The organism is Streptomyces sp. NBC_00443, from assembly GCF_036014175.1.
Classification (GTDB): Bacteria; Actinomycetota; Actinomycetes; order Streptomycetales; family Streptomycetaceae; genus Streptomyces.
In genome coordinates this window covers 976,295-990,798 of sequence record NZ_CP107917.1, presented here as the reverse complement: position 1 = coordinate 990,798, position 14,504 = coordinate 976,295, and the positions used below count along the sequence as shown (strand labels likewise).

The window sequence follows — 14,504 nt, the reverse complement described above, 5'->3', positions numbered from 1 at the left end:
CAATGAAGGCCTTGACAAAAAGGCATGACTCAATGTCAGAAAAGATGATTTTTCGCGCTTTGGGGGGTGTGGGGGCGGTGTAGGGGATGCCGCGCCCGGCCGCGCCAGAGTTTCATCATTCGTTTTCTTGAATGATTCATGTTTAGCGCTGTAGGTTGGGTCCATGACCGCATCCCAGACTCCGACCCCTGCCGAGGAGCTCCGCGGTGCCGGCCTGCGGGTGACGGCGGCGCGTGTCGCGCTGCTGGACGCCGTCCGTGCCGGTGACCACCTCGGTGTCGAGGCCATCGCCTCAGGGGTGCGTGATCGCGTAGGTCATGTCTCCCTGCAAGCCGTGTACGAGGGCCTCCACGCACTCACCGCGGCGGGACTCATACGCCGTATCGAGCCGGCCGGCAGCCCGGCCCGGTTCGAGGGGCGGGTCGGCGACAACCACCACCACATCGTGTGCCGGTCGTGCGGTGTCGTCGCCGACGTCGACTGCGAGGTCGGCGAGGCGCCCTGTCTGACCGCGTCCGAGGACCACGGCTTCACCATCGACGAGGCCGAGGTCATCTACTGGGGCCTGTGCCCCGACTGCTCCACCGCCCGCAGTGCACCCCGAGCACTGTGATCCACCTAGTTCGGAAGGTTTCCCATGGCTGAGAACCCCGATGCGATCGTCACCGACGCGAAGACGGAGGGCGCCGGCGGCGGTTGCCCCGTCGCGCATGATCGCGCCGCGCACCCCACCCAGGGCGGTGGGAACCGCCAGTGGTGGCCGGAGCGGCTCAACCTGAAGATCCTGGCCAAGGACCCGGTCGTCGCCAACCCGCTCGGTGCGGAGTTCGACTACGCCGAGGCGTTCCAGGCCCTCGACCTGGCGGCTGTGAAACGTGACATCGCCGAGGTGCTCACCACCTCGCAGGACTGGTGGCCCGCCGACTTCGGCAACTACGGCCCGCTGATGGTCCGTATGGCCTGGCACAGCGCCGGCACCTACCGCATCAGCGACGGCCGCGGCGGTGGCGGCCGTGGCCAGCAGCGCTTCGCGCCGCTGAACAGCTGGCCGGACAACGGCAACCTGGACAAGGCCCGCCGTCTGCTGTGGCCGGTCAAGAAGAAGTACGGCCAGTCCATCTCCTGGGCCGACCTCATGATCCTCACGGGCAACGTCGCGCTGGAGACGATGGGCTTCGAGACCTTCGGCTTCGCCGGCGGCCGCGCCGACGTCTGGGAGGCCGACGAGGACGTGTACTGGGGTCCCGAGACCACCTGGCTCGACGACCAGCGCTACACCGGCGACCGTGAGCTGGAGAACCCGCTCGGCGCCGTGCAGATGGGCCTCATCTACGTCAACCCCGAGGGCCCGAACGGCAACCCGGACCCGATCGCCGCGGCCCGCGACATCCGCGAGACGTTCCGCCGCATGGCGATGAACGACGAGGAGACCGTCGCCCTCATCGCCGGTGGTCACACCTTCGGCAAGACCCACGGCGCCGGCCCGGCCGACGCGGTCGGCAACGACCCCGAGGCCGCCTCCATGGAGGAGCAGGGCCTGGGCTGGAAGTCCACCCACGGCACCGGCAAGGGCGGCGACGCCATCACCTCCGGTCTCGAGGTCACCTGGACCACCAAGCCCACCCAGTGGAGCAACGACTTCTTCGACATCCTCTTCGGCTACGAGTGGGAGCTGACCCAGAGCCCCGCCGGCGCCAACCAGTGGGTCGCCAAGGACGCCGAGGAGATCATCCCCGACGCGCACGACGCGTCGAAGAAGCGTCTGCCCACGATGCTCACGACCGACCTCTCGCTGCGCTTCGACCCGATCTACGGCCCGATCTCCAAGCGCTTCCACGAGAACCCGGCCGAGTTCGCGGACGCCTTCTCCCGCGCCTGGTACAAGCTGACGCACCGTGACCTGGGCCCGAAGTCCCTGTACCTCGGCCCGGAGGTCCCGGCGGAGACGATGCTGTGGCAGGACCCGCTGCCCGAGGCCGAGGGCGCGGCCATCGACGCCGCGGACGCCGCGGCGCTCAAGGCCAAGCTCCTGGAGTCGGGCCTGACCGTCTCGCAGCTGGTCTCCACCGCGTGGGCGTCGGCCTCGACGTTCCGCGGCAGCGACAAGCGCGGCGGTGCCAACGGCGCCCGTATCCGTCTGCAGCCGCAGAACGGCTGGGAGGTCAACGACCCCGACCAGCTCGCGCAGGTCCTGCGCGTCCTGGAGGGCGTCCAGTCGGCGTTCAACTCCGGTGCCAAGAAGGTCTCCCTGGCCGACCTGATCGTCCTCGGCGGTGCCGCCGCGGTCGAGAAGGCCGCCAAGGACGCCGGCTTCGACGTGGAGGTCCCCTTCACGCCGGGCCGCGTGGACGCGACCGAGGAGCACACCGACGCGGAGTCCTTCGCCGCGCTGGAGCCGACCTCGGACGGCTTCCGCAACTACCTCGGCAAGGGCAACCGCCTGCCGGCCGAGTACCTGCTGCTCGACCGGGCCAACCTGCTCACCCTGAGCGCGCCCCAGCTGACCGCCCTCGTCGGTGGTCTGCGCGTCCTGGGTGCCAACCAGGGGCAGTCCTCGCACGGCGTGTTCACGGACACCCCGGGCGTGCTGACCAACGACTTCTTCGTCAACCTGCTCGACCTGGGCACGACGTGGAAGTCGACCTCCGGCGACCAGACGACCTTCGAGGGTCGTGACGCCTCGGGCGCCGTCAAGTGGACCGGCACCCGTGCCGACCTCGTCTTCGGCTCCAACTCCGAGCTGCGCGCGCTCGCGGAGGTCTACGCGAGCGACGACGCGAAGGCCAAGTTCGTGAACGACTTCGTCGCGGCGTGGGCCAAGGTCATGGACCTGGACCGGTTCGACCTCGTCTGATCCGACCTCGTCTGATCCGTACCGAACACGGCGTCCGGACCGGCCCGCAGGGGCCGGTCCGGACGCCGTCGTTTGGGTACTCGTGCCGCATCAGCCGCAGCTTTCACAGAACGCGCACCCGTCTCCATCAATTATTTAAGTTTCAATCGCTAGGCTCCCCGTCGGAGGAAGGAGACTCGGCGTGCTCGACGGCGACGTAGTGGTGATCGGCGGCGGTTATGCGGGCGTCCGTCTGGCCAAGCGACTGGACGCGACGGCGCGGGTCACGCTGGTGGACCGCAAGGAGGTCTTCTTCCACCGCATCGCGGCCCTGCGCGCAGGGGTGCGTCCGGACTGGTCGCACAGCCCCTTCATCCCGTACGACCGGCTGCTGCGCAACGGGCGGGTGGCCGTGGGCAAGGCGGTCCGCATCGACACCACCGAGCGGCAGGTGACGCTCGCGACGGGGGAGCGGCTCCCGTACGACGTGCTGGTGATCGCCACCGGCGCCGACTACCCCGAACCGGCCCGCTTCACCGGCACCACCACCGAGGAGGCGGTGAAGTCCCTCGTCGCCCATCAGCAGCACATCGCCGCGGCCGAGCACGTCCTCGTCGTCGGCGGCGGACCCTCCGGGGTCGAACTCAGCGCGGAGATCCGCCTCGCCCGGCCGGACGCCCGCGTCACACTCGCCCACTCCGGGCCGGAGCTGCTGCACGCGACGGGCAGTGCGCGGGCCGGGCGCAAGGCGCGGTCCTGGCTGGAGTCCCACGGCGTGGACGTGTGGCTGGACTCCTTCATGTCCCCCGGCACCGACTTCGACACCTACCGCGACGCCCGCGGCAACGTCATCGAGGCCGACCGCTCCTTCTGGGCGACCGGCACCACGCCCAACACGCTCTGGCTGCGGCTGGCCGGGCTCGGGAACTGGCTGACGGGGACCGGCCATGTGAAGGTCGACCAGGCGCTCCGGGTGCAGGGGTGGCTGGACGTGTTCGCGGTCGGTGACGTGAACGACGCCACCGAGGTCAAGATCACCCCGGCCGCGCTCGCCCAGGCAGACCTGGCCGCACACAACATCCGCGCCTATCTGAACAGCGCCGGCAAGCACCGCAAGGAGCCCCGCTCCTACCGGGCCGTCCACCGCACCCCGCTCATCGTCCCGTTCGGCCCGGCCGACGGAGTGACGATGCTGCCCGTGCCCGGCGGCGAGACGGCGGTTCTCGGCGGCCGTACCACCACGCTGGCCAAGTCCAAGACCCTCATGACGCCCTACATGAGACGCCAGCTCGGCTACACCGCGGCGTGACCCTGCCGTATCGAAACCCCCGTGCCGGGTACTCGGTCCCCTTACCGAGCCCGCCCAGGGCTCGTACCGGACCTCCGTGCGGCGAACGGAGTGGGCATGACGCAGAACCAGCAGAGCGCGACACCGGCTCGGCGACCCGGGCTGACCGAGCTGCACCCGGTCGGGGACGGACCGGTCGAGCCCGGCGAGTCGGTCGGGAACAGCCCGTTCGAGCCGTCGCCGGGCGGATCACGCTCGCTGAACAGCCAGGAGCTGCCCCATGACCGCAGCCAGGCGATCCTGGAGGCGGCGAAGCAGGTGGGCGCGCTGCTGAAACGCAACGGGCACAGGTTCGCCCTGGCCGGCAGCGTGGCGGTGTACGCCCACGGCGGGAGCGGCCATCTGCAGCACGACGCCGACTTCTGTGTGCTGCGCTCGGACGCCGACGCGGTGGCCCGGACACTCGCCGAGGCGGGCCTCACGGTCCGTATGCCGCCCGAGGACTGGCTGATGAAGACGACGTGCCTCGGACAGGAGGTCGACTTCCTCTTCGAGATGGCCCACCGCCCGGTCACCACGGACCTGCTGACCCGCGCGCAGGACGTCCCGGTCGACTCGGTGCACATGCCCGTCGTCGCGCCGACCGATCTCATGCGCGGGCTCATCGAGGCCTTCTCGGAGCACTACTGCGACTTCGGGCCGGTGCTCGCCGCCGCCCGGGCCCTGCGCGAGAAGGTCGACTGGGAGGACGTACGCGGATCCTGCGGGGACGAGCCGATGCCCGGCGCGTTCTTCTTCCTCCTGGAGCGCCTCGACGTGATCGCCCCCAGGGAGCAGTCCTGATGAGCCGCCCCGGCGCTGAGCCGGCCCAGGGCCCGGGCGGCGCGCAGAACCTGGACTACCTCGTGGCCCATCTGACGGACCAGCTGGCCGCCGGGCCCCTCGGCGAGCTGGGGGTGCGCATCGAGATCCGTGGCGAGGCGATCCTGCTGACCGGCACCGTGCCGTCCGCCCGGTACCGCGACGACGTCCTGCGCACCGCCCGCGCGGAACTGGTGGGACACCCGGTGCACTGCGACATCGTGGTCGCGGACAGCGCCGCGCCCGACCACGCCGAGGAGGTCGAATGATCCGGATCGCGGCCGTCGGGGACATCCACATGGGCCCCGATAGCCAGGGCGCGCTGCGGCCCTCGTTCGAGACCCTGCACGAGAGCGCCGACGTCCTGCTGCTCGCCGGGGACCTCACCAGGCACGGCACCCCCGAGGAGGCCCAGGTCGTCGCACGGGAGATCAAGGACCTTGCGGTTCCCGTGGTCGCCGTCCTGGGCAACCACGACCACCATGCCGACTGCCCGGAGGAGGTCACCGCCGTGCTCCAGGACGCGGGCGCGCGGGTCCTGGAGGGCCAGGCCACCGTGGTGGAGAACGGCTCCACACGCATCGGCGTGGCCGGTACCAAGGGGTTCGGCGGCGGGTTCGTGGGCCGCTGCGCGGGCGAGTTCGGGGAGCCGATCATGAAGGAGTTCGTCCGCTACTCGCGTCGCCGCGCCGACAGCCTGCGGGCCTGTCTGCAGGAGCTTCAGGAGCAGGACTGCGACGTACGCATCGCCCTGACCCACTTCTCGCCGGTGCCGGACACGCTGGCCGGGGAGCCGCCCGAGATCTATCCGTTCCTCGGGAGCTATCTGCTGGCCGAGGCCATCGACACGGCCGGCGCCGACCTCGCCGTGCACGGGCACGCCCACCTCGGCACCGAGCACGGCATGACCAGCGGGGGCGTGAAAGTGCGCAACGTCGCCCAGCCGGTCATCGGCCGGGCGTTCCACGTCTACCACCTCGCGCGGCCCGACCGGACGGCGGCCGGTGCGGCGCCCGGCCGGGCGCGCTGAGCACGCCGTTACGGTGCTTCGGCGTTACGGTGCTTCGGCGTTACGGTCCTTCGGCGCACCGTGCCGGTGTGGGCGAGGCCACGTCGGTCACGAGGTCAAGGGCATGTCGGACGCCAGGATCGCCGGGCTACCGTGTGAGGGATCCCCGTTCCCGCCAGTACCTCGGACGGCCCTGCAGTGCTCGCAGATCTCTCCCCGCTCATCGCGGCGACCACCCAATGGCTGACGTGTTCCTACCCCGCGTGCGGTGGCGCGTTCGCCGCCGCCCTCGGCGAGGTGCAGGCCCGCCAGGCCGTCACGGTGGCGGCCTGGCTGCGCTACCCGACGCCGACGGACGCCGCGCTCGTCGCGATGGCCGGGCCGGGCGGCTCAGCAGGCCTGGACTGGATCACCGGCGCGGACACGGCTGCGCCCCTCTACGCGGACGACTTCGCGTGGCGCACCTGGGTGGACGAGGTCGTGGCGAGCTGGGCGGCCTGCCTGCTCACCGACACGGACCTGGCCCGGGTGGCGGTCACCGAGATCGCCGAGGGCAGCCACGCGACCGGCGTACCGGTCGAGTTCCGCCGCCTGGTGGCCCCCGACACCCAGGACCGCCAGGCAGCGGCACTGCTGCGCCACCCGGACCTCCTCGACCCGGTGGCGGCCCTGCACCGCCCCGCCCTGCACGCGCGCCTCGACCCGGGACGGGCACTCATCGCCTGAGCCCTCGGCTGAGCGCACTCGCCTGAGCGGGCTCTCACCTGACTCGTCTCACCGGAGCGGTCGCCGAGCCTCTGCCGGGAGCCGACCATGGGAAATACGCCGTGGTCAGGCCTTCTTGCCGCGTCCCGACAGCGCGTCGCGGAGCCGGTCGACCAGGCCGGCGCCCGGAGCCAGCAGCTTGTTCGCCGGCGGGGTGTCCGGGGCGGACGGGTGCGGGCGGGTCGGCGCCAGCTTCTTCGCCTGACGCACCTTGTCGCCCAGCTCGTCCAGCGTCTCCGGGGGACACGCCGCGCGCAGCCTCGGGAAGAGGTTCTGCTCCTCGTCGGCCAGATGCGAGCGGACCTCGGTCATCAGCATCGCGATCAGCCGGTCGAAGTCGGGGTCGTCGGCGTCGCACCCCTCCAGGTCCTTCATGAGCCGCTCGGCCCGGGAGTGGTCGTCGATCTCCCGGTCGGCGATGACGTCCCCGCCCGCCACATGTTCGCGCACGGCCGGGTACAGATAGGCCTCCTCGGCCACCGAGTGCCGCACCAGCTCCATCGTGGCCTGGTCCGCGTACAGCTTGCGGTCCTTGTCACCGGACGGAAGCGCCTCGATCCGGCCGAAGAACTCCTCGACCTCGCGGTGATCGGTCACCAGCTCGTCGATGACGTTCCCACCATGACCCATTGCTCTCCACCTCCAGAGTCGGGCGGCGCTCCGGTCGGACGCGCCGCGGCCTCCGAGTGCCCGCCCCCGGCGGGCTCACACGGGGCCGCGGAAAGGAGGGCCTGTGCGCCGCATGCCGGACGCGTCGCGCCCGGCGCCTGCCCGTCGGAAGCCTCGTCCACGACCTCCCGCTGCGCCGTCTGCTGCCCAGGGACAACGGCCGCCCGCTCGTCGCCGGACGCTGTATCCAGCTCGCACGCGGCCCACTCTCCCTACGGCTTCAAGCGCATCGCGCCGACGCCCGGGACAGGCCCCCGGCGTCGCACGACCCGTCCGGCCGGCCCGCGGTCCGCGCGGGTGCCCCACCACCTTGTGCACCGCACGCTGGTGCGTCAGGGCGCCCACCTGCGCCTCGAACCGGGCACCCCCGCCCTGCGGCCGCCCTGACGACGACGCCCCCGAGCGCTGTCCCCCGAACGAGCCGCCTAGGGTGCGAACATGACGTCGCAGGCATACCTCTCCGAACTGTTCTCCCTGGAAGGCCGGGTCGCCGTGGTGACCGGTGGCAGTTCCGGCATCGGCCGGGCCATCACCGAGGCCCTCGCCCGCGCGGGCGCGAGTGTCGTGGTCGTGGCCCGCAGGGAGGCGGAACTGGCCGCGACGGTCGGCGAGTTGGAGGCACAAGGCTGCCGGGCGGCCTGGGTCAGCGCCGATCTCGGCACGCGCGACGGCGTGCGGGCGGCGGCCGAGGAGGCGGTCATGGCGTTCGGTGAGCCCGACATCCTCGTGAACAGCGCCGGGATCAATCTGCGGCCGCCGATGGGCGAGCTGGGTGAGGACGTGTGGGACACCACGATGGCCGTGAACCTGGAGGCGCCCCATCTGCTGGGGCAGCGCTTCGGGCCCGGCATGGCCGAGCGGGGCTTCGGCCGGATCATCCACATCACCTCCCAGCAGGCCCATCGGGCGTTCGTCCAGAGCGGTGCCTACGGGGTGTCCAAGGGGGCGCTGGAGTCGCTGGCCCGTTCCCAGGCCGAGGCATGGTCGCCGTACGGCGTCACCTGCAACACGCTCGTGCCGGGGTTCGTGATGACGCCGCTCAACGCACGCCTGTCGTCCGACCCCGAGAAGGTCGCGGGGCTCGCGGCGCGCACGATGGTCGGGCGCAACGGCCTGGCCGAGGACTTCGCCGGTGCCGCGGTGTTCCTCGCGAGCAGCGCCTCCGCCTACGTCACCGGGCAGGCGCTCTTCGTCGACGGCGGGTTCTCCGTGCACTGAGCCCCGCAGGGCTGTCCCGTCAGCGCAGGTCGAGCCGCATGAGGATGCGGGGGTGACCGGCCAGGACGGAGGTCGTGTCGGCGGCGTGGACGAAGCCGGCGCGCTCGAAGTTCTTCCGGATCCCGGCGTACGCCATCGTCAGGTCGACCCTCGCGTCCCCGTTGTCGAGGGGGTACGCCTCGACCACCGGGGCGCCCCTGCCGCGGGCGAACTCGACCGCGCCGGCGATCAGGGCGTGCGAGATCCCCTGCTTGCGGTGGCCGGGACGGACACGGATGCACCACAGCGACCAGACCGGCAGGTCGTCGACGTGCGGGATCTTGCGGTTGCGCGCGAAGGACGTGGCCGAGCGCGGCGCCACCGCGGCCCAGCCGACCGCCTCGTCACCGTCGTAGGCGATCACTCCGGGAGGAGGATCGGCGCGGCACAACTCGGCGACGTACTCACCGCGGGCCGGCCCCCGCAGCTCGTTGTTCAGCTTGGACGGGATCCGGTAGCTCAGGCACCAACAGACGTTCGCGCCGGGCGACTTCGGGCCCAGCACAGCGCGGACGGCCTCGAAGTCCGAAGCCGGGCGAACCTCCATGGTCATGGCACCACCCTTTCACGGAGCGCCCGCCTGCGCCGCGTGGTGGCACCGCGCAATGCGGGTACCCGAGGCGCATGAAGTGGCAACAGGTGGAGGCTTCTCCGGCATCGGTGTACGTCCTGGTGGCGGCTCCCGGCGAGGACGCCCTCGCCGGGATCACCGGCTTCGCCCGGGAGCAGGGGCTCGGGGCGTCGCAGGTGACGGCCGTCGGGGCCTTCTCACAGGCCGTCGTGGGGTGGTTCGACCGCGAGGCCAAGGACTATCGCCGCATCCGGATCGACGAGCAGTGCGAGGTCCTGTCCCTCCTGGGAGACATCGCCGTAGGAGAGGACGGGCCCACCGCTCACCTGCACGCCGTGCTGGGCCTGTCGGACGGTACGACGCGGGGCGGCCATCTGCTGGAGGGCCGGGTGTGGCCGACCCTGGAGGTGATCGTCCGCGACAGCCCGGCGGCCCTGGCGAAGATCCACCGGCCTGACCTGGGACTTGCGCTGATCGACCCGGAATGACATCCGCCGGGGCGCGTCACGCCGTGGCGCGAAACCTGTGCAGCATGTCCGCGAGCTCTGTCTCCGAGAGCCGGCCGAAGTCCTCGTACCACTCACCGACAGCGTGGAGAGACGCCGGCTGTTCCAGGCACACGAGGTCGTCGCACCGGGCGCGCAGCGCGGACAGGGTGCGTGGGCTGCCGACGGGGACCGCCATGACCAGGCGCGCCGGGCGGTGGCGGTGCAGGAAGCGCAGTGCCGCGGTGGCGGTGAGGCCCGTGGACAGGCCGTCGTCGACGAGGACGACCGTGCGGCCGTCGACAAACGGGAGCGGGCGGCGACCGCGGTAGACGTGTTCGAGGCGGTGCAGCTCGTTGCGTTCGCGGGCGACGACATCGCCGAGCCGGTCCTCGGACAGGTGCATCATGGCCAGGCTCTGCCGGTCGTACAGCGGCGGATCGTCGGCGACCACCGCCCCGATCGGCGTCTGCGGCTGGATGGGCGTGCTGATCTCACGGGCCACCAGCACGTCCAGCGGAGCGTGCAGGGCACGGGCCACTTCGGCGGCGACGGGCACACCGCCGCCCGGCAGGGCCAGCACGAGCAGATTGATCAGATCACCGGAGTCGGCCCACTCGACCAGCCGCAGGGCGAGTGCCTGTCCGGCGTGGGTACGGTCGCGGAATGGCACGGCGCACCTCCCTCGCGCTCGGCGCGGGGGCCGGGTTCCCGGCGCGGCGGTCCGTGAAACGACGCACGGTCCGCGACGTGAGCGTCCGGGGGAGTGCGGGGGGCGCGGGGAGTGCGGGGAGTGCGGGGGCGACGATGCGCACATGAGGCGTGCGAACACATGAGGGACGGTGGAGCGGGTACCCGCATCATGCGGCGCGTACCGGACGGACGGGCACGACACGGCAAGGGGATGGACCATGACTGACCCCCACTTCGAGAGCGGCGCCTTCGCGGCACAGCAGGCTCTGCGCACGGTCGTCGAGAACGGCGCGGACGAGGCGGCGCTGAGCACGCTGGCCCACAGCGAGGTACTCGTACCGGCGGCTGCGGACGCGGAGGGGCCGGCCCCCAAGGCGCTGACGCTTCCGGTGTTCGAGCAGGAGGACGGGACCGAGCTGGTGCCGGTCTTCACCACCCAGGAACGCATGGAGCAGGCCCTGCCCCGGATGCACCGGCACCGCAGTGTGCAACTCGGTGCCCTCGCCCACGGCTGGCCCTCCGACAACCTGTCCCTCGTCATCGACGCCGGCACCCCCGAGCAGCTCGCGCTGACGGCCCACGGCGTCAAGGCACTGCTGGACCGGGAAGAGGGCTGACCGGCTGACCTCGCTTTTCGGCGGCTGCGAGGCGGGAACCCGGTCAGCCGTCCGAGTCCGCCAGCGGTCAGGAGGCCGTCGTGACCGATCCGCAGCACAGCCGGCAGAACCCGGCCACCCAGCACCCGCGGCCCGAATTCCCCGCGCAGGACCAGCCTCACCCCGGGTGGACCGGGCCGATGGACCCGCCGCCCGATCACGGTGAGGACAGCTACCGCGGCAGCGGCCGACTGGACGGCCGCAAGACCGTCGTCACCGGCGGCGACTCCGGCATCGGGCGGGCGGTGGCGCTGGCCTTCGCCCGGGAGGGCGCCGACGTGCTGTTCACCTACCTCCAGGAGGAGGCGGACGAGGCACGCGAGACGTCCCGGCTCGTCGAGGACGCCGGCCGCAAGGCGGTCGCCGTCCCCTGCGACATCCGGGACGAGGACAACTGCCGGACGCTCATCGAGCGCGCCGTCGCGGAGTTCGGGCACATCGACGTCCTGGTGAACAACGCCGCCTACCAGATGTCCCAGCCGGACGGCATCGAGGCGATCACGACCGAGCAGTTCGACCGGGTCATGCGCACCAACCTCTACGGGATGTTCTGGCTGACGAAGTTCGCCCTGCCGCACATGCGCGAGGGCGGCAGCGTCATCAACTCGACCTCGGTGCAGGCCTACAAGCCCAGTCCGCATCTGCTGGACTACGCGATGACGAAGGGCGCGATCGTGACCTTCACCCAGGGGCTGGCCCAGATGGTCGTCGACCGGGGCATCCGGGTCAACGCGGTCGCGCCGGGGCCGGTGTGGACGCCGCTGATCCCCGCGACGATGCCCGACACGGTCGAGTTCGGAAAGCAGAGCCCGCTGGGCCGCCCGGCACAACCCGCCGAACTCGCCCCGGCCTACGTCTATCTCGCCTCCCAGGAGGCCAGTTTCGTCACCGCCGAGATCCTCAACGCGACGGGCGGAACGCCACTGCCGTAGCCGGGGGACGTGGCCGATGCCGACAGAGGAGGACCCTCGTATGACGAGGCCGAGCCGGGTGGCGGACGGCGCGGACCCCACAGCGCCGCCGCTCTCCTACGCCGTGGTCGTGCCGACCCTGTTGCGCGACACGCTCGCGGACTGCCTGGGCGCGCTCGCCGCCGCGACCGGACCACCGCCGGACGAGATCGTCCTCGTCGACGACCGCCCCGTGCCGCACCACGGTGGCCTGGGCCATCCGCTCGACGTGCTCGGCGACCTGCGGGCCCGCACCACGGTGGTGCGCAGCGGCGGCCACGGTCCGGCCGTCGCGCGCAACGCCGGTCTGTGGGGCGTGCGTACCGCGGACTGGGTCGTCTTCCTCGACGACGACGTGCAGGTGGGACCGCACTGGTGCGAGGAGGTGGTGCGGGACCTGGCCGAGGCGCCGACGACCACCGCGGGCGTCCAGGGCGTGATCACTGTGCCCCTGCCCGGCGGGCGCCGCCCCACCGACTGCGAGCGCCGCATTGTGGGCCTCGCCACGGCCCGCTGGATCACCTCCGACATGGCCTATCGCACCGACGTCCTGAGGGAGGTCGGCGGCTTCGACGAACGCTTCCGGCACGCACAGCACGAGGACACCGACCTCGCTCTGCGCGTCCTGGACGCCGGCTGGGGCATCCGGCGCGGCCGGCGCACCACCCGCCACCCCGTCCGCCCCGCCGACCGATGGGACTCCCTGCACGATGAGCGCGGCAACGCCGACGACGCGCTCATGGTCCGGCTGCACGGCCCCGACTGGTGGTACAAGACGGCGTCGCAGCGCGGCCGTATCCGCGCTCATGCGGCGGTCACCTCGGCGGGCGTCGCCGCCTGTGCGCTCCTCGCGGCCCGAAGGCCCGCGGCCGCGGGCCTCGCCGCCGGTGCCTGGACCCTCGGCACGGCCCGTTTCGCCTGGAAGCGGATCGCCCCCGGGCCCCGAACCCGGTACGAGGTCGACACGATGCTCGTGACCAGCGTCCTCATCCCGCCCGCCGCCGTCTGCCATCGCCTCGGCGGACTGTGGCGCCATCGCGCGGCCCGCCCCTGGCGCGAGGTGACGGGGACTTCCGAGCCCGCCGCCCCGGTGAACTGACCGGTGCGGTACCCGGCAGGCGTCCGCCCGGCCACCCGAATGGATGCGCCGCGTGTGGTCCGCGTACCGACGGGTACTGCGGCGCACATGACCGACATCGAACTCAAGAGCTCCGCGTTCGACGACCACGCGATGATCCCGCGGCGGCACGCCCTGGAAGGGAGAACCTCTCCCCACCGCTGGCCTGGTCCAAAGTGCCCGACGAGGCGGTGGAGCTGGCCCTGCTGTGCGAGGACCCGGACGCGCCGTCGGGGACCTTCGTCCACTGGCTGCTCACCGGCATCGATCCGCACGCGGACGGGCTGCCGGCGGGTGGAACGACCCCGGGCAGTCACCCGCACACCAACGGCTACGGCGAATCGGGGTGGGGCGGCCCCTGCCCCCGGTCGGCGATGACGCGCACCGGTACTTCTTCCGCCTGTACGCCTTCCCGGGCCCCGTTTCCATACCGGAGTCGGCCTCGGCCGTGGAGGCTCACCGGGTGTTCGACGAGCAGCAGCTGGCCAGCGGAACACTCGTCGGGCTCTACAAACGGTGACGGCCGGGCTGCGTTTCCGGCGCGCAGAGCGCATGGTGGTGGCATGAGCACGCGTCCCCTTGTGGTGGTGCAGCCGCCGGCGTCGGACGGCGGGCGTCAGGTGACGATCCGCGGCGAGCCGACGGGCACCGCGTACAGCCTGTTCGACGTCATGGACCTGGTGCACCGCGCAGGCCTGCCCGGCGAGGACCGGGCCGTCGACGACCCCGATCTGATCGAGTGGCGCGGCGGCGGTCCGTACGACTGGAACGGCACCGACAGCACCGACACGTCCGACACGGCGAACGGGTGAACGTGGGGCAGGCCCCACCCTCGGAGGTCTGAGGTTCCCGTCGGAGCCCCGCTGACCTTGACTGAAGGCAGCAGGTCCGAACGGGACCACCACCTCACGGGGGATACACATGAACCGCAGGACGAGCATCTTCGCGGCCGGCCTCGCCACCACCGTTTCCGCCCTGGCCCTCACCGCCGGCGGGCTGGCAGCCCCGGCCCAGGCCGCGGCAGCCGGCGATGCCGCCGTCATGGTGGGCACCGTCGACTGCGACGGCTGGGTGCACAACAACAACCCGGACCACGGCATCGCGGGCTGCAAGAACAACACCGACCGCACCGTCACCTTCCGCGCCGAGGTCGTCTGCGGCTGGGCCCCGGACGTCTCCGGCCAGTGGGTGACGCTGGCGCCGGGCCAGTACGGCGAGTCGTCGGGCGTCTGCGCGATCTACAGCTCCGGCGTCGGCAGCGTCGGCTGGAGCATCCAGTAGCGCCCGAAGCCGACGGGGTGTCCGACACGGATGGGCGGGGTACGCGGCGACGGACGGAAGGGGAAGCCC

At 71.8% G+C, this 14,504-nt stretch carries 17 protein-coding genes and 1 pseudogene; 15 read left to right on the top strand and 3 right to left on the bottom strand.

Annotated elements, in window-relative coordinates; genetic code table 11:
- Positions 1-163 precede the first annotated feature (163 nt).
- From OHO27_RS04450 to OHO27_RS04420, 7 genes are all read left to right on the top strand, one after another.
- A complete protein-coding gene (locus OHO27_RS04450) occupies positions 164-613 on the top strand; it encodes a Fur family transcriptional regulator (RefSeq protein WP_328420496.1) in 450 nt (149 codons plus the stop codon).
- A gap of 24 nt (positions 614-637) precedes the next feature.
- A complete protein-coding gene (gene katG, locus OHO27_RS04445; RefSeq protein WP_328420495.1) occupies positions 638-2,854 on the top strand; it encodes a catalase/peroxidase HPI in 2,217 nt (738 codons plus the stop codon).
- Positions 2,855-3,035: 181 nt separating this feature from the next.
- Positions 3,036-4,142, top strand: coding sequence for an NAD(P)/FAD-dependent oxidoreductase (locus OHO27_RS04440; protein ID WP_328420493.1), 1,107 nt, complete (start codon positions 3,036-3,038; stop codon positions 4,140-4,142).
- A gap of 96 nt (positions 4,143-4,238) precedes the next feature.
- On the top strand, positions 4,239-4,964 hold the full coding sequence (locus OHO27_RS04435; protein ID WP_328420491.1) for a hypothetical protein: 726 nt from the start codon (positions 4,239-4,241) through the stop codon (positions 4,962-4,964).
- Entirely contained in the window at positions 4,964-5,251 is a 288-nt protein-coding gene (locus OHO27_RS04430; protein WP_328420489.1) for a hypothetical protein, read from the top strand. The genes OHO27_RS04435 and OHO27_RS04430 overlap by 1 nt, the downstream gene beginning before the upstream one ends.
- Positions 5,248-6,012 carry a metallophosphoesterase family protein gene (locus tag OHO27_RS04425; protein WP_328420487.1) on the top strand — a complete coding sequence of 255 codons (765 nt, stop codon included), beginning with the start codon at positions 5,248-5,250 and terminating at the stop codon, positions 6,010-6,012. Before OHO27_RS04430 ends, OHO27_RS04425 begins: the two co-directional genes overlap by 4 nt.
- Before the next feature lie 177 nt (positions 6,013-6,189).
- Positions 6,190-6,717, top strand: a complete 528-nt coding sequence (locus tag OHO27_RS04420; protein ID WP_328420485.1) for a hypothetical protein — start codon at positions 6,190-6,192, stop codon at positions 6,715-6,717.
- A 105-nt stretch (positions 6,718-6,822) separates the two neighbouring features.
- Here the strand turns inward: OHO27_RS04420 and OHO27_RS04415 are convergent, their stop codons facing one another.
- Positions 6,823-7,386, bottom strand: coding sequence for a hemerythrin domain-containing protein (locus OHO27_RS04415; protein ID WP_328420483.1), 564 nt, complete (start codon positions 7,384-7,386; stop codon positions 6,823-6,825).
- A gap of 477 nt (positions 7,387-7,863) precedes the next feature.
- Here OHO27_RS04415 and OHO27_RS04410 point away from each other — a divergent pair, with 477 nt between their 5' ends.
- A complete protein-coding gene (locus OHO27_RS04410; RefSeq protein ID WP_328420481.1) occupies positions 7,864-8,643 on the top strand; it encodes an SDR family NAD(P)-dependent oxidoreductase in 780 nt (259 codons plus the stop codon).
- A 19-nt stretch (positions 8,644-8,662) separates the two neighbouring features.
- Here the strand turns inward: OHO27_RS04410 and OHO27_RS04405 are convergent, their stop codons facing one another.
- On the bottom strand, positions 8,663-9,235 hold the full coding sequence (locus OHO27_RS04405; protein WP_328420478.1) for a GNAT family N-acetyltransferase: 573 nt from the start codon (positions 9,233-9,235) through the stop codon (positions 8,663-8,665).
- A 71-nt stretch (positions 9,236-9,306) separates the two neighbouring features.
- On the opposite strand from OHO27_RS04405, the gene OHO27_RS04400 reads away from it, so the two are divergent.
- The gene (locus OHO27_RS04400; protein WP_328420476.1) at positions 9,307-9,741 is read left to right on the top strand and encodes a PPC domain-containing DNA-binding protein; all 435 of its coding nucleotides are present in this window, start codon (positions 9,307-9,309) and stop codon (positions 9,739-9,741) included.
- A 16-nt stretch (positions 9,742-9,757) separates the two neighbouring features.
- On the opposite strand, the gene OHO27_RS04395 is transcribed toward OHO27_RS04400, so the two are convergent.
- Positions 9,758-10,411, bottom strand: a complete 654-nt coding sequence (locus OHO27_RS04395; RefSeq protein ID WP_328420474.1) for a phosphoribosyltransferase — start codon at positions 10,409-10,411, stop codon at positions 9,758-9,760.
- Positions 10,412-10,649: 238 nt separating this feature from the next.
- Here OHO27_RS04395 and OHO27_RS04390 point away from each other — a divergent pair, with 238 nt between their 5' ends.
- From OHO27_RS04390 to OHO27_RS04365, 6 genes and pseudogenes are all read left to right on the top strand, one after another.
- Positions 10,650-11,048, top strand: coding sequence for an SseB family protein (locus OHO27_RS04390; RefSeq protein WP_328420472.1), 399 nt, complete (start codon positions 10,650-10,652; stop codon positions 11,046-11,048).
- Between the two features lie 80 nt (positions 11,049-11,128).
- Positions 11,129-12,019, top strand: a complete 891-nt coding sequence (locus tag OHO27_RS04385; protein ID WP_328420469.1) for an SDR family oxidoreductase — start codon at positions 11,129-11,131, stop codon at positions 12,017-12,019.
- A 40-nt stretch (positions 12,020-12,059) separates the two neighbouring features.
- Positions 12,060-13,136 (top strand): glycosyltransferase family 2 protein, encoded by a 1,077-nt coding sequence (locus OHO27_RS04380; RefSeq protein ID WP_328420467.1) that lies wholly within the window; start codon positions 12,060-12,062, stop codon positions 13,134-13,136.
- 87 nt (positions 13,137-13,223) lie between these two features.
- A pseudogene (locus OHO27_RS04375) lies at positions 13,224-13,674 on the top strand (YbhB/YbcL family Raf kinase inhibitor-like protein).
- 43 nt (positions 13,675-13,717) lie between these two features.
- On the top strand, positions 13,718-13,966 hold the full coding sequence (locus OHO27_RS04370; protein WP_328420465.1) for a hypothetical protein: 249 nt from the start codon (positions 13,718-13,720) through the stop codon (positions 13,964-13,966).
- Positions 13,967-14,075: 109 nt separating this feature from the next.
- Positions 14,076-14,435: a hypothetical protein gene (locus OHO27_RS04365; protein ID WP_328420463.1), complete on the top strand. Its 360-nt coding sequence runs from the start codon at positions 14,076-14,078 to the stop codon at positions 14,433-14,435.
- Positions 14,436-14,504: the final 69 nt, after the last annotated feature.